The organism is Desulfovibrio sp. DV, from assembly GCF_001936595.1.
Taxonomy (GTDB): domain Bacteria; phylum Desulfobacterota; class Desulfovibrionia; order Desulfovibrionales; family Desulfovibrionaceae; genus Solidesulfovibrio.
On sequence record NZ_MLBG01000008.1, the window covers coordinates 39,701 to 53,152 of the forward strand.

The following is a 13,452-nucleotide window of genomic DNA, read 5'->3' on the forward strand; positions in this document are numbered from 1 at the left end:
AAAATTACCCGGGATTCGACTCTGAACACTCGCATGGAGGGTGCGAATAAACACCTTTAACACATGAGAAAAGTTGCAACACGCAAGGGGTAAGCAGGCGATAGTAGACCTGCATCCCCCTTTTATCCGAAGCTATGATCCCTGCTTCGCGAAGCTGACTTAAATGCTTGGAAATTGTCGAGATATCCGCGCCGACCATCTTCGTCAATTCGCAGACACATCGTTCGCCGCGCGAAAGCTCGTCAACAATAAACAGGCGGGTTTCATGGCCTAATGCCTTGAAGACCTTGACTTGTGACGAAAATTTTCGCGTTGGCATCGACTCTCCATTTTCCAGTCATTTTCTATTTGGCAAAATAGCCAAAAGCAAGCCCTTGTCAAGCTCCTTCTCGCAGCGGGAGCGGATTTGATTGTCGCTCAACCGAAAACGCATTCCTGACAATTTTGCTTCAAAGAAAAGGCTGTTATCTACCATATTCGCAACCGGCTGCCCATGTTGTTAATATTATACCTGTGCAGGCACACCAAAATCAGTATGTTTAAATTTGTCAACACTCTGGATACCATCGCAGCAATCGTGGAACTCTCCAAATTCATCTTCTTGCCCCATGCATTGAAGGAGTCCCATGTTCCATAAGCAATCGCCGCAGGGAACTGTTTCGCCGTAACAGTCATATTCGAAATCAATGCTATTGATATCTTCACAGGGATACACATTGCATCCAGGGCAATGTGGGTATCTTTTCTGCATGACATCAGCACGAAATGCTTTATACTTCGAGCTATTCCATATTTCAGATAGCGAATCCTGGGATAAATCTCCGAATACTTTATGAGCGACTTGCTTCTCTCTCCCATAGAAATAGCAGTTAAAGCTTCGCCAGAGGAAATGGCACGGAGACACCTTGCCATCCCAGGCAATAAACGCACCTCCCTGTTTGACTCCCAAACAGGCGTGCCCGTTGACTGGCCTTACAGACGGCAGAAGAAGCCGAAGGCCAACAGCACCGGCAACGGCCTCTGCCTTGCGGAATACCGCCTCCACCGGACCAACATCATCGCCATCGGTCAGATTCGCAACATGCAAAGGAATATCATTTTCAAGTGCCTGGGATACCATCCGTTGGACAAAACGCACCAATGTTAGTTCTTGCGGCGTTTTGTGATACTTCCACAGCACATTGAAATATTGCGTAATATCTATGCCCTCTTGGCGCGCCCTGTCAGACCAAGCCTTGTAAAAATACTTCGCCGAATTTGTATTGATGCCAAAGACCGTCTGATTCGCCAGCGCAGAACTAAAAGGCAAAACATGGGACACGACAAGCCTGCTTACGCCACGTTTGGCAAGCCATGCAATGATCGCAGGAAGTTCAGCGATGTTATCACGCATGACAACGAACTCCGCGCCGACCTCCAACGTGTTTCCCGGGTGTTCCTTTTTCGCTTGAGCCAAAGCAGTCAGGGCTCGTTCAATATGCCCCAGACTGCCTCCACCCCGCACGGCCTTGAAAAGCTCGGGAGAAGTCGAGTCCACGGAAAGAAAGATTCTGTCCAGCCCGGCCGCAATGAGCGAAGAACTGCGAGCCGTGTCGAGCAGATGCCCGTTTGTTTGAAAACCAACCCAGCTTTGGGCGGGCATCAGGCGTTTGCCCGTCCTAATGAATTCTTCGAGCAGCGGATGCATGAGCGGCTCACCTATGCCATTGAGGACCAGGGCTTGCAGGTGCTCAAATTCGGGCGCTAACGCAGTAAAAGTTTCTGGAAGCATGTCGCCGTCAATTGACGGCGCAGATCCGGATTGCTTCACGCAGAAGGCGCAACGAAGATTGCATCTGGAAGTCACCTCGACAAAGAGTCGCGAAGGGTGGTCTCGCTGCGACAGGTCATCGTGTGTGTTGTCAGCATTTGTCATTACGCGCCTCGATGGATAGCACATTCATAAAGTACGCTGCCTAGCGGTTTCAAACACTGAGTATGGCAGCGCTTGCTGGATTATTACTTGGCACATCCTGCCGCAGGATTTTTGCATTTTTTGGATCACACCCTTGGACTTCGACCCCATTAACTTCGCACACTGCCACATATGGACTCAAGAACTTTACGCTCTCCCTGTGATTTGGTAAAATGAGCCACACTTCTGTTGGTGTTGATTCTACAACATGAACTGTGACGCCTTCTGGGACAAGCACGCCTTCCTCAGCCAAAACTATATTGGGTTCAGTAAGTAATCTGTTTTTATACTCAATGTTGGAAACAGATTTTTTAACAATCAAATCCCAATTGTTGATATCCATGTTGTCCTCCTGATTTAACAAAATTCATGAAACCGATATGGCAGCAACAGTAAAAATTTAGTGAGCTTACTTCATTTATCTCAAAAACAATTTGAGACAGATGACGTAGGGTATATGGCCGAAAGATGCATGCGTTTTCATGTTACCGCTTGGGCGGACAGGCGACATGACAAACACCGGTCAGCGTTTCCACCGCGTAGGAAAAATACTTGCGCTTAAAATACAAGGCGACGTTGACGAGGGCAATCAGCACTGGGACTTCCACAAGCGGTCCGATCACTGCGGCAAAGGCCTCGCCGGAATCGATGCCGAAAACGGCAATGGCTACCGCTATGGCCAGCTCAAAATTGTTCGATGCCGCGGTAAAACTGAGCGTCGTCGACTGTTCGTAGGTTGCTCCGGCCTTGGCCGAGAGATAAAACGACGCCAAAAACATGAGCAAAAAATAGATGCCCAGGGGAATGGCTATGCGCACGACGTCGAACGGCAACTGCACGATGTATTCGCCCTTGAGCGAAAACATCACCAGGATGGTAAAGAGCAGAAAAACGAGGGTCAGCGGGCTGATTTTTGGGACGAGGACGGTTTCATACCATTGTTCGCCCTTCATTTTGAGTCCGACAAACCGCGTGATCATGCCGGCAATAAACGGTATGCCAAGATAGATGAAGACGCTTTCGGCGATCTGTCCCATGGAGATGTCGACCACAACACCCTCAAGACCGAACACCTTGGGCAGCACTGTGATGAAAAAATAGGCGTAGACCGAAAAGAAAAGAACCTGAAAGATGGAATTGAAAGCCACCAATCCGGCGCAGTATTCCCGGTCGCCCTGGGCCAGATCGTTCCAAACGATGACCATGGCGATGCAGCGGGCCAGTCCGATGAGAATCAGACCGACCATGTATTCGTGATGCCCTGAGAGGAATGTGATGGCCAGGAAGAACATCAGCACCGGGCCGATGATCCAGTTCTGCACCAGCGAAAGGGCAAGCACTTTCCCGTTTCGAAAAACCTGCCCCAATTGCTCGTACTTCACCTTGGCCAGCGGTGGGTACATCATCAAAATGAGACCAAGAGCTATGGGGATATTGGTTGTCCCCACCTGAAAGGCATTAATGATGTCTTTCGTTCCAGGATATAAATACCCCATCCCGACGCCGACAAACATGGCGGCAAAAATCCACACCGTCAGGAAGCGATCAAGAAATGACAGTTTTTTTACAACGCTCTCACTCATGACGATCCTCCTGGGCCATACTCAGCCGCAGTGTCCAGTCAATTTCGTTTTGAGGTGCTGCCGCAGGCGCGCCTCATCCCACCGTGCCGTTTCAGAGTCGCCGAGGTGCTCCTGCAGGACGTCCATCACTTTGATGAGGACGGTTTGACGCGGGGTGGACAATTTGTAGTGCATCCACTTGCCGGCGCGCCGACCGCTCACCCACTGCTCTTTTTTCAAGAAACTCAAATGTCTTGACACTTTGGGCTGTGGCACATCGAGTGCTTCCATCAAATCGCAGACGCACAACTCGCCGTGCCGCAACAGGTTGAGCAACCGCAGCCGGGTCGGATCTGCCAGGGCCTTGAATCCTGCAGCAAGTTCATTCATGCTTCACCATGTATTCGCTTAGGCGAATTTGTCAAGAGGCGAAATCAACCCGCCCGGGCCTATCCCGGCAGCTCGCAATTTGTAAGCCATGCTCTGGCTCCACCCATTTCACCGCGTCACCCTTCTCCCCGGACGCTTTCGAAGGGAAGCATTTTCTTGCCAAAGAAGGAACGCTGTTTCTTTGCCCCCCCCTTGTCACATTCGTAATATTCGGATACGCAAATATTAAAGTCACACGAAAACTTAGTATCCCGTGCCAGTCGTCGTCTCCTCGAAAACCGCCAGGAAAGGGGAAACTTCATGAGTCCAAGCCTCCCTTCTGAAGACCTGCTTGTCCGCATGCACCGGGAATTGGCCCGGGCACTGGCCAAGGACCCGGACAAGGTCAAATGGGTCATGGTCATTGACTTGGCCCGGTGCATCGGCTGCCATGCCTGCGCCGTGGCCTGCGTGTCGGAAAACAAGCTGCCGCCTGGGGTGGTCTATCGACCGGTCATGGAAGAAGAAATTGGCGTTTACCCCAATGTCCGTCGCCGCTTCCTGCCCAGGCCCTGCATGCAGTGCGAAAATCCGCCCTGCGTGGCCGTGTGCCCGGTCACAGCCACCTGGAAAAACAAACAAGGCGTTACCGTCATCGACTACGACCGCTGCATCGGTTGCCGCTACTGCCTGACCGCCTGTCCCTATGGCGCGCGCTGCTCGGATTTTGCCGGCTTCTACACCAACGCCACAGCCGAGGCCGACGGCCTGCTTCTCGGCCGCAAGGCAGCCGCCAAGGGGTACGAGGATGCCGCCACCCCGGAATATGGCAAGGCCTGGCCCCCACGCGGCCATGGCTCACCTATCGGCAACGCCCGGAAATGCCATTTCTGCCAGCACCGTCTGGCCGTGGGCCAACTGCCCTCCTGCGTCACCTCCTGCATCGGCCGGGCCACGGTCTTTGGCGACGCCAACGACCCCGCGTCCTATGTCCGGGAATGCATGGGGTCGCCGCGCGTGTTCCGGCTCAAAGAAGAGCAGGGCACCCAACCCAACGTCTACTATCTGGCTTAAGGGAGGTGCGATATGGCCAATACGAAACGCTCCAACCCGCTGCTCCTTGTTGCCTGCCTCGGGTTGCTCGCCGGCCTCTATGGCGTCTTTGAAGCGCTGGTCTACCGGACGGGACCCACGGGGCTGGGGTCGTATGTGCCCTGGGGGCTTGGTGTGGCGCTGTATCTGCTTTTTCTGGGGCTGTCGGCCGGCGGGCTTCTCGTCAATTGTCTGGTATACATCCTTGGGAAGAAGGAACTGGACCGCATCGCTGGCGTAGTCACCTATGCAACACTTTTAACGGAAGTCTGTGCCGGCATCGCCATCGCCCTGGACCTTGGGCACTGGGAGCGGATGTATCGTTTTATCGTCTCTCCCAGCCTGACCTCCCCCATGTTCTGGATGCTCATCTTTTTCACGGCGGTCCTCGTCGTCTACGCCGTAAAAGCCCTGGCCATCATCGTGGGCAGTCAGTCGCTGGCCCGGTTGTGCTCGCTCGTTTCGATCCCGGTCAGCCTGTGCTTCTACGCCACAAACGGCTATTTTTTCTCTATCATCACCAGCCATCCGGCCTGGAGCGGTGCATTCACCACGGTCTGGTTCGTGCTGGCGGCCCTCTTGTCCGGCGGGGGGCTGGTCACCGCCCTGGCCTGGTTTAGCCAGGAAGAATCCGAAGTCACGCTGCGCCTGGGCCGGACCGTGGCCGTGCTCCTGGCCTGTTTTCTCATCTTTGAGTGGTTGTATTTTTCGGCCGGCTACCGGGGCGGACGCCCGGACATCGCTGCGGCTCTGACCGCCATGCTGACCGGGCAAGCGGCCTGGAGCTTCTGGCTGCTCCATATTGGCCTGGGACTTTTCCTGCCCTTGGCCTTGCTGCTTGTCGGTCGCAACTCGCCCGCCGCCGTGGCCTGGGCTGGCCTGTGCATCGTGGCCGGCTTCCTGGCCTACCGCTACGCCTTCGTGGTGGCTCCACAGTCCGTGCCCATGCTGCCGGGGCTGGATAAGGCCTGGCAGGACCCGCGCCTGACGTTGACCTACACACCGACTCTTGGCGAATGGCTGCTGACGCTGTGGGTCTTTTCCCTGGGTTTGGCCGGCTTCGTTGTCGGTCCGCGTTTGTTCCCACGGCTTTTTTCCCGGCCGGCCTGGCTTCAACCCTTGGCCCGATGAGGTGACGCCATGGATCGCAGATGTTTTATCAAGACTTCAGCCTTGCTTGGCGGCTCCTTGGCTGTCTCGGGCTGGCTGCGCCCGGACTCTTTGGCCGACGCCTCGGCCTCCATTTCTACATACACCGGCAATATGCCAGAAAATATGATTTTCTCAGCCTGCCAGCAGTGCAACACCCAGTGCGGCATCAAGGTAAAGATTAAAGATGGTCAGGTGGCCAAGATTGACGGAAACCCATTTAGCCCCTGGACCATGACGCCGCAGCTGCCCTACGCCACGCCCATGGCCGAGGCGGCCAGCTTCGACGCCTCCCTGTGCCCCAAGGGCTATGCCGGCATCCAGACGCTCTACGACCCGTACCGCATCGTCAAGGTGCTCAAGCGGGCTGGCAAGCGCGGTGAGAACAGGTGGAAGAGCATCCCCTTTGAACAGGCCGTGGCCGAAGTCGTGGCCGGCGGCGACCTGTTTGGCGAAGGACATGTCGATGGATTAAACGCCATCATCGCCTGCCGCGATCCCAAGATTGCCGACGCCTTGCAGAAAGACGCCGCCGACGTGGCGGCCAAGAAACTGACCCTGGAGGAGTTCAAGGCCAAACAGGCCGTCAATCTCAAATACTTGATCGACCCGGACCACCCGGACCTGGGGCTTAAAAACAACCAGTTCTGCCTCAACTGGGGCCGGCTCAAGGGCGGGCGCAGCGAGCTGATCCGGCGCTTTACCGATTTCTCCTGCGGCTCTTACAATTACCACGGCCACACCACGGTCTGCCAGGGTTCGCTCTATTTCTCGGGCAAGGCCATGTCGGATCAGTTCGTGGAAGGGAAATTCACCGACGGGTCCAAGTTCTACTGGCAGGGCGACACCGGTAATGCCGAATTCCTGCTGTTTGTGGGAGCCAGCCCCTTCGAGGCCAACTACGGACCGCCGCTTCGGGCCGGCAAGATCACGCGGCTCCAGCACGAGGGCGTCAAAGTCGCCGTAGTGGACCCGCGCTGCTCCAAGGCCGCCTCCCGGGCCTGGAAATGGCTGCCCAACAAACCCGACGGCGTCGGTGCGTTGGCCCAAGCGATGATCCGCTGGATCATTGAGAACAAGCGCTTTGACGAACGCTACCTCAAAAACGCCAACAAGGCTGCGGCCAAGGCCGACAACGAGCCGACCTGGAGCCAGGCTTGCTGGCTGGTGAAGCTCGACGGAAGCGGCAAACCCGGCCCGTATCTGCGCGGCTCAGACCTGGGTGGGACGCCGGAAAAGCGCCCGAAAAAGGACGGCAAGGGCGATTGGGACTTCGATCCCTTTGTCTGCCTGGACGAGGCCGGCAACCCGGTTCTGTTTGATCCCAATGACGACAAGACCGTGGCCGAGGGACAGCTCTTGTGGAGCGGCGAGCCCAGCGGTGTCCCAGCCAAGACGGTCCTGCAGATCTACTGGGAGGAAGCGAGCGCCAAACCCCTGGCCGAGTGGTGCAAGCTGGCCGGCCTGTCTGAAGTCGACGTCGTGGAAGTGGCCAGGGAGTTTACCTCCCACGGCAAGCGGGCCGTGGCCGACCTGCACCGTGGTGTGTCCCAGCACACCAACGGCTTTTACAACGTGGTAGCTTGGTACACGGTCAACACGCTGATCGGCAACCACGACTGGATGGGCGGCCTGTCCAAGGCCACCAACTTCAACTACGACGGAGCGTCCCCGGGCAAACCCTACGACTGTACGGCACATCCGGCCAAGCTCAAGGGCTGGGGCGTGTCAATCATCCGCCATCAGACGGCTTACGACAAATCCACGCTCTTTTCCGGCTATCCGGCCAAGCGCGTCTGGTATCCGTTTTGTTCGGACATCTACCAGGAGGTCATCCCTTCGGCCGGGGACGGCTATCCCTATCCGCTCAAGTGCCTCATGCTCTACATGGGCACCCCGGTCTATTCCCTGCCGGCCGGGCACGAGATCGCCAAGATCCTGGCCGATCCGAAAAAGATTCCGCTGTTCATCACCTCCGATATTACAGTTGGCGAGACGAGCATCTTCGCGGACTACGTCTTTCCCGACGTGACCTATCTGGAGCGCTGGGAATTCGTGGGCTCCCACCCGTCCATGACGCCCAAGGTGGGGGCCATCCGTCAGCCGGCGGCCGCGCCCCTGACTGACTCCTGCACGGTCTACGGCCAGCAGATGCCCATCTGCCTGGAGTCCATGCTGCTGGGGCTGGCCGAAAAGATGGGACTGGCCGGCTTTGGCGAGAATGCCTTCGGTCCGGGCCGACATTTGCGGCACATGGACGACCTGTATCTGCCCATGTGCGCCAATATGGCTTACGGCGACAAGGCCGACGGCTCGGAGAAGATCCCGGCTGCCGACAAGACCGAGATGGACATCTTCCTGGCCGCCCGCAAGCATCTGCCGGCCACGGTGTTCGACGCCAAGCGCTGGGAAGCGCTGGTCGGCCCGGAGCTGTGGCCGTCGGTAGTGGCCATGCTCAACCGGGGCGGGCGGTTCCAGGCTTATGACAAGGCCTACAAGGATGGGCAGCTCGTTAATAAGTACGGCAAAATGGTGGGTCTGTACTTCGAGAACATGGTCAAGGCCAAGGACTCCATGACCGGCAAGGCCTACCTCCCCTACGGCGGCTATCTGCCCTCGCCCCTGGACTGCACGGGCAAGCCCCTCGACGACGCGGCCGCCGGCTATGACCTGACCATGATCACCTACAAGGCCGTGACCCAGACCAAAAGCCGCACCTCAGGCGACTACTGGCTCCAGGCCCCGTATCCGGAAAACTTCGTGGAGCTGGCGGCAGCCGACGCGGCCCGCCTGGGCTTCAAGGCCGGCGACGCGGTCAAGATCGTTTCGGCCTCCAACACCGAAGGGGTGTGGGATCTGGGACCGTTCGGCAAAAAGTTCATGATCGGCAAGGTGCGCATCCTGGAAGGGCTGCGTCCGGGTGTCACCGCCTTCTCCCTGGGACACGGACACTGGGCCTACGGCGCTGGGCAGTGGCAAATTGACGGCCAGGCCATTACGCCCGACCCGCGCCGGGCCACGGGCGTGCACGGCAATGCGGCCATGCGGGTGGACCCAGTGCTCAAAAACACCTGTCTTGTGGACAAAGTGGGCGGCTCGGCAGTGTTTTACCAAACCCAGGTGAAACTGGTGAAGGTGTAGCGGCAGCGCGGCGCGTACGGGCTGCCCCGATAGTGCCCCTTCGGGCAGCCCGTTTTGATGCTGTGGTTTCGATGCAGGCATCCCTGTGCCAACCGAACAAAGCCACTCGCTTAAAGGAGTATCGCGTGAAAATACTTCTCGCCTACGACAACTCCGATTATGCCGAAGTTGCCATGGAGCGTGCGGCCAGGCTGTCCCAAACGCTCGATGCGCAATTGTTTGTCATCTCTGTGATCCCGGAACTCAGTTGCTCGGCGGCGGGATTTCCGGAAGGCTACTGCGAGACGATAAACAACGCATTCGCCAAAGAATGCAAAGAACTCTTGGACAAGGCTTGCGCGTTACTGGCCGACAAGGGGATACGCGCCCAGTCGATACTGGAATTTGGACACCCTGCGGGCAAAATCCTGGAAACCGCCGAAACACTTGGCGCGGACATGATCGTTCTTGGCTCCAGAGGAATGCATGGCATTGAGCGGTTTCTCCTTGGCAGTGTGTCCAGCAAAGTTGCGGCCCATGCCAAATGCGATGTTCTGATAGCCCGTAAACGCTGACAGTATTTCCGTCTCACCCCCTCCACCTGGCTGCCCCGAAGTCCTCCCCGGGGCAGCCATTTTTGGGGTAGACATGATGAATGCGTCGGGGATGGAGTCTGTATCGGCGTTGTGCCCAACCTCCAACTGATGCGAGGCTTGACGCATCAGTTTTCGGTGCCCACGGCACTCCACCGGGAACATCCTCCCGGTTTGACGACAAAATCCGTGATGCTTCCCCGGGCATCCAACTCCAACTGGCAACAATCCTCGATCATGCGTCGCATTTGCAGCCTCGCCCGCAAAACGCGGGACTTGACCGCAGCCAGGGAGATACCCAGCCGGCTGGCCACCTCCCGTTGTCGCATCCCCTCGTAATCGGCCATAACCAATGGTGCTCGCATCTTCTCCGGCAAGGCTTCGATCATCGGCTTCAGGCAAGCTCCCATTTCTTTGGGGGAACCCACACTCGGGTCAGGGCTTGCAGAGGCCAGCGACGGCGGGAGTTCGACCGTGGGACGCTTGCCGCGATAATGGTCGGCAATAGTTGTTCGGGCAACCGCGAAAAGCCAGCCTCGCGGTTGCGTAACATGGCTTTGTGCCAAATGAGATAAGGTCTTGCAGAATACGTCTTGCAGGATATCGTCCACGGCAGCCTGACAAAGCACCCGCCGGGTGATGAAAGCCCTGAGTTCATCCCGATGCGCAATCCACATGATTTCCAGCTCTTCCTGCATGACAACCGTCCCTAAGCCTTGACGGCCTCGATGCTCGCCGAGGCAAGGCTCTTCTCCAAGTTAAGTCCCGGAAGCCACGCCGCAAGCAGTGCTTTGGTTTCCGGCCGTGGACGGATGGAAACTTGCCTGAATCCGGCTTCTCGCATCATCGCTTCGAGCACAACAATTCGCTCGGCTCCGGCCACACAGGCCGCATGCAGCTTGATGTCCCGACGCACCGTTTCGGGGAGTTCCTCCGTCGCCACGATATCCGATATGGCCAGTCGCCCGCCGGGCTTGAGTACCCGATAAGCCTCCCGGAATACCTGGGCCTTGTCCGTGCTCAGGTTCACGACGCAGTTGGAAAGCACGACATCGGCGATGCCGTCGGGAACCGGAAGATATTCGATCTCGCCAAGGCGAAATGACACGTTGCCGCATTGTGCAGTTACCGCATTTCTTCTCGCTTTTTCAACCATCTCCGGCGTCATGTCCACACCGATGACGCGCCCGGTTTCCCCCACCTGTCTGGCCGCAAGAAAACAGTCGAAACCACCGCCGCTGCCCAGGTCCACGACAACCTCGCCCGGGCGTAATGCGGCTATGGCTTGCGGATTGCCGCAGCCGAGGCCCATGTTCGCCCCTTCCGGGACACTTTGCACTTCCGCCGTGGCATACCCGGCCATCCGAGCCAAATCCTCCGATGAAGTGGCGCTGTTTGGGCCACAGCATCCGCTCCCGCAGCCACAGCCGGACTTCCCGGACAAGGCTGTCTCGGCGTATTTTGTACGGATTGATTCTCTGATCTCGACATCGCAATGCTCTTTCATCTGAGTTCTCCTGTACCCGCAAAATGTGCGGCTTTTGGAGGAAGACGGAATCCGAGAAAAAAGGATGCAGAACTTTCCTTCCTTTCGGAAGACACACCAACACTCAATATCCCTACAGAAAAGTATGGAATTGCAGTGGTTTGTAAGATTTTTAGACACACTCTGTGTATGGAAAATGAGCATACAACTAAATAACTGCATGATTATCTTACACAATCGAGATGCGTCGATGCCACAGTGCTGTAATTATGGACAAATTTGTTGGAACAAAAAATGCTTAAGGGGAGGCAAATCTCCGAGTTGGTCAGGGGGGGGCAGGCGTTCGGAATGAGCCAATCCTCGAAGAATATTTTCCAATGAGGCTTATTACTCTATTGTGAATATTTCGGAGGCAAAAGAATGCATTGGCGGACGTATCGCGGCTACAAGCATCCTGACAAAACAATTCACAAGCCATCGGTCTCGCAAAGATCTCTGGGATTAGTCGGTTTTCAAAAGCAATATTTAAAGGAGAATGCCCCTTGGACGCATTTTTTTTCTTTGCAATTTCTGCCTCAATGGTATTGACGTACCTAGGGCACAGAAAGCAAGCCATTTATATTCTTGTCGCACTCCTCCCTGTCGTTATCATGTGGTATGTTTACAACATCAATTTCTATTTAAATATATCCCTCTAAGGACTATGAGATGAAAATTTCGAAGTTTATAGTTTTTTGTAACCTTGTCTGGATTACTGTGATAATGTGTGTCTTACTAGGATCGCTTTATATCCAATTCTTTATTGGCGAACAGCCGTGCCGTTTGTGTACTTGGCAAAGAATGGCCATGTTTATTATCGTTACATTGCTGCTCATGAACATAAAGTTTGGCCAAAGAGCAAGCCACTATGGGCTAATTATAATTTTTTCTCTGTTTGGAGCTTCTGTTTCTGTTCGGCAAATTCTTTCCTATATAATGCCTGGAAACCCAGGATTCGGCCCTGTTGTGTTTGGAGTCCACACGTATACTTGGGCATTCCTTGTGTTTATGAGCTGTATCCTAGCTTCAAGCTTGACGCTTGTTATGGGTGCTCAAAAAAATCAGGAGGAAACAATAGTTTTATCTCGATACAAAAAAGGATTTTTTGGTCTAGCGGTGGGGGCATGTCTTTGTTTTTCGGTAGCTACATTGTTCCAATGCGGATTGAAAGTGTGTCCAGCTGCTACCGAATTTAATGTTACTGCGCAAAAAGTGTTGAGTGCAGAAGAAGCCTGCTGCCCAGCCGATAAAAATAAATAACCTTGTAACAACGGAACGACTAACACGGAGTACATTGTGACTATTAAGCGCCATATTGTTTTGGCTATATTTTTTTTACTTGGTCTAAGCAGTCTCGCATTAGCAGACGTTCAACATTGCGATACGGAAACAATGAAGTCTGTCATTTCCGAGAATGCTAACAATAAAAACTTCGTAGTAATTGACGTAAGTCCAACAGTGTCTTACGAAAGCAGTCATCTTGAAGGAGCCATTTCATTGCCGGCAGAAAGCCAAAACTTTGAAGAAAACATACAAAAGCTCGACAAAAACAAAAGTTATCTCGTGTATTGCCATAAAATGAAATGGACTCCAAAGGCCATCGAGGTCATGAAAAGAAATGGTTTTGAAAACCTCTTTGCTTCGGCAGAAGGAAAAGAGGGTTGGATGAAGGCTGGCAATAGTGTAGTCACTCAGACAGCGAATCAATTAGATACAAAGTCAATGAAGAAATTCATTGCGGAAAACAAAGCAAATGACAACTTTGTCATTCTCGATGTAAGCCCCGCGCCGGCTTTTGCGCAACGCCACATCGACGGGGCAATAAACATGCCTGCAAATCATCCTGATTTTGAAAAGAACATCCAGATGATGGATAAGAATAAGACCTACTTGGTCTATTGTTTTGCAGGACGGTGGACTCCACAAGCAATAACTTTTATGAAGAGTAATGGCTTTAAAAACGTGATCGCCTCATCAGAAGGTCTTTCTGGGTGGGAACAAGCCGGCAATAATGTTGTCTTAGGTGATGCCAAATAAGATATTCGGCCTGTATGGGATCAAAGGCGTACACTTTGCAAAAAATCAGCC

General features: G+C 54.6%; 13 protein-coding genes. 6 read left to right on the forward strand and 7 right to left on the reverse strand.

Annotation, left to right across the window (positions count from 1 at the left end; translation table 11 throughout):
• Nucleotides 1-4 precede the first annotated feature (4 nt).
• The 5 genes from DVDV_RS03695 to DVDV_RS03715 all read right to left on the reverse strand — a co-directional run bounded on the left by DVDV_RS03695 (nt 5) and on the right by DVDV_RS03715 (nt 3,906).
• Nucleotides 5-319 (reverse strand): metalloregulator ArsR/SmtB family transcription factor, encoded by a 315-nt coding sequence (locus tag DVDV_RS03695; protein WP_075353368.1) that lies wholly within the window; start codon nt 317-319, stop codon nt 5-7.
• 186 nt (nt 320-505) lie between these two features.
• Complete coding sequence (locus tag DVDV_RS03700) at nt 506-1,915, reverse strand: radical SAM/SPASM family putative metalloenzyme maturase (RefSeq protein WP_075353369.1); 1,410 nt, start codon at nt 1,913-1,915, stop codon at nt 506-508.
• 49 nt (nt 1,916-1,964) lie between these two features.
• The gene (locus DVDV_RS22050; RefSeq protein ID WP_075353370.1) at nt 1,965-2,297 is read right to left on the reverse strand and encodes an NHLP leader peptide family RiPP precursor; all 333 of its coding nucleotides are present in this window, start codon (nt 2,295-2,297) and stop codon (nt 1,965-1,967) included.
• Between the two features lie 142 nt (nt 2,298-2,439).
• A complete protein-coding gene (gene arsB, locus DVDV_RS03710) occupies nt 2,440-3,537 on the reverse strand; it encodes an ACR3 family arsenite efflux transporter (protein ID WP_075353371.1) in 1,098 nt (365 codons plus the stop codon).
• Between the two features lie 21 nt (nt 3,538-3,558).
• On the reverse strand, nt 3,559-3,906 hold the full coding sequence (locus DVDV_RS03715) for a helix-turn-helix transcriptional regulator (RefSeq protein ID WP_075353372.1): 348 nt from the start codon (nt 3,904-3,906) through the stop codon (nt 3,559-3,561).
• A 300-nt stretch (nt 3,907-4,206) separates the two neighbouring features.
• Here DVDV_RS03715 and DVDV_RS03720 point away from each other — a divergent pair, with 300 nt between their 5' ends.
• The 4 genes from DVDV_RS03720 to DVDV_RS03735 all read left to right on the forward strand — a co-directional run bounded on the left by DVDV_RS03720 (nt 4,207) and on the right by DVDV_RS03735 (nt 9,821).
• The gene (locus DVDV_RS03720) at nt 4,207-4,959 is read left to right on the forward strand and encodes a 4Fe-4S dicluster domain-containing protein (RefSeq protein WP_075353373.1); all 753 of its coding nucleotides are present in this window, start codon (nt 4,207-4,209) and stop codon (nt 4,957-4,959) included.
• A 12-nt stretch (nt 4,960-4,971) separates the two neighbouring features.
• On the forward strand, nt 4,972-6,108 hold the full coding sequence (gene nrfD / locus DVDV_RS03725; RefSeq protein ID WP_075353374.1) for an NrfD/PsrC family molybdoenzyme membrane anchor subunit: 1,137 nt from the start codon (nt 4,972-4,974) through the stop codon (nt 6,106-6,108).
• 9 nt (nt 6,109-6,117) lie between these two features.
• Nucleotides 6,118-9,267: a molybdopterin-dependent oxidoreductase gene (locus DVDV_RS03730; RefSeq protein ID WP_075353375.1), complete on the forward strand. Its 3,150-nt coding sequence runs from the start codon at nt 6,118-6,120 to the stop codon at nt 9,265-9,267.
• A 125-nt stretch (nt 9,268-9,392) separates the two neighbouring features.
• Nucleotides 9,393-9,821, forward strand: coding sequence for a universal stress protein (locus DVDV_RS03735; protein ID WP_075353376.1), 429 nt, complete (start codon nt 9,393-9,395; stop codon nt 9,819-9,821).
• Nucleotides 9,822-9,967: 146 nt separating this feature from the next.
• Here DVDV_RS03735 and sigZ read toward each other — a convergent pair whose 3' ends face one another.
• Both sigZ and arsM read right to left on the reverse strand, forming a co-directional pair.
• The gene (gene sigZ, locus DVDV_RS03740) at nt 9,968-10,537 is read right to left on the reverse strand and encodes an RNA polymerase sigma factor SigZ (RefSeq protein ID WP_083634600.1); all 570 of its coding nucleotides are present in this window, start codon (nt 10,535-10,537) and stop codon (nt 9,968-9,970) included.
• Nucleotides 10,538-10,548: 11 nt separating this feature from the next.
• A complete protein-coding gene (gene arsM / locus DVDV_RS03745; protein ID WP_075353377.1) occupies nt 10,549-11,346 on the reverse strand; it encodes an arsenite methyltransferase in 798 nt (265 codons plus the stop codon).
• 687 nt (nt 11,347-12,033) lie between these two features.
• Between arsM and DVDV_RS03750 the strand changes: the two genes are divergently transcribed.
• On the forward strand, nt 12,034-12,624 hold the full coding sequence (locus tag DVDV_RS03750) for a disulfide bond formation protein B (protein WP_075353378.1): 591 nt from the start codon (nt 12,034-12,036) through the stop codon (nt 12,622-12,624).
• A 36-nt stretch (nt 12,625-12,660) separates the two neighbouring features.
• Nucleotides 12,661-13,401 carry a rhodanese-like domain-containing protein gene (locus DVDV_RS03755; RefSeq protein ID WP_139311507.1) on the forward strand — a complete coding sequence of 247 codons (741 nt, stop codon included), beginning with the start codon at nt 12,661-12,663 and terminating at the stop codon, nt 13,399-13,401.
• Nucleotides 13,402-13,452: the final 51 nt, after the last annotated feature.

Excerpts from the sequence above, each read along its gene's own strand:
- DVDV_RS03695 (WP_075353368.1), bottom strand. The coding sequence starts at position 319 with ATGCCAACGCGAAAATTTTCGTCACAAGTCAAGGTCTTCAAGGCATTA.
- DVDV_RS03700 (WP_075353369.1), bottom strand. The coding sequence starts at position 1,915 with ATGACAAATGCTGACAACACACACGATGACCTGTCGCAGCGAGACCAC.
- DVDV_RS22050 (WP_075353370.1), bottom strand. The coding sequence starts at position 2,297 with ATGGATATCAACAATTGGGATTTGATTGTTAAAAAATCTGTTTCCAAC.
- arsB (WP_075353371.1), bottom strand. The coding sequence starts at position 3,537 with ATGAGTGAGAGCGTTGTAAAAAAACTGTCATTTCTTGATCGCTTCCTG.
- DVDV_RS03715 (WP_075353372.1), bottom strand. The coding sequence starts at position 3,906 with ATGAATGAACTTGCTGCAGGATTCAAGGCCCTGGCAGATCCGACCCGG.
- DVDV_RS03720 (WP_075353373.1), top strand. The coding sequence starts at position 4,207 with ATGAGTCCAAGCCTCCCTTCTGAAGACCTGCTTGTCCGCATGCACCGG.
- nrfD (WP_075353374.1), top strand. The coding sequence starts at position 4,972 with ATGGCCAATACGAAACGCTCCAACCCGCTGCTCCTTGTTGCCTGCCTC.
- DVDV_RS03730 (WP_075353375.1), top strand. The coding sequence starts at position 6,118 with ATGGATCGCAGATGTTTTATCAAGACTTCAGCCTTGCTTGGCGGCTCC.
- sigZ (WP_083634600.1), bottom strand. The coding sequence starts at position 10,537 with ATGCAGGAAGAGCTGGAAATCATGTGGATTGCGCATCGGGATGAACTC.
- arsM (WP_075353377.1), bottom strand. The coding sequence starts at position 11,346 with ATGAAAGAGCATTGCGATGTCGAGATCAGAGAATCAATCCGTACAAAA.
- DVDV_RS03750 (WP_075353378.1), top strand. The coding sequence starts at position 12,034 with ATGAAAATTTCGAAGTTTATAGTTTTTTGTAACCTTGTCTGGATTACT.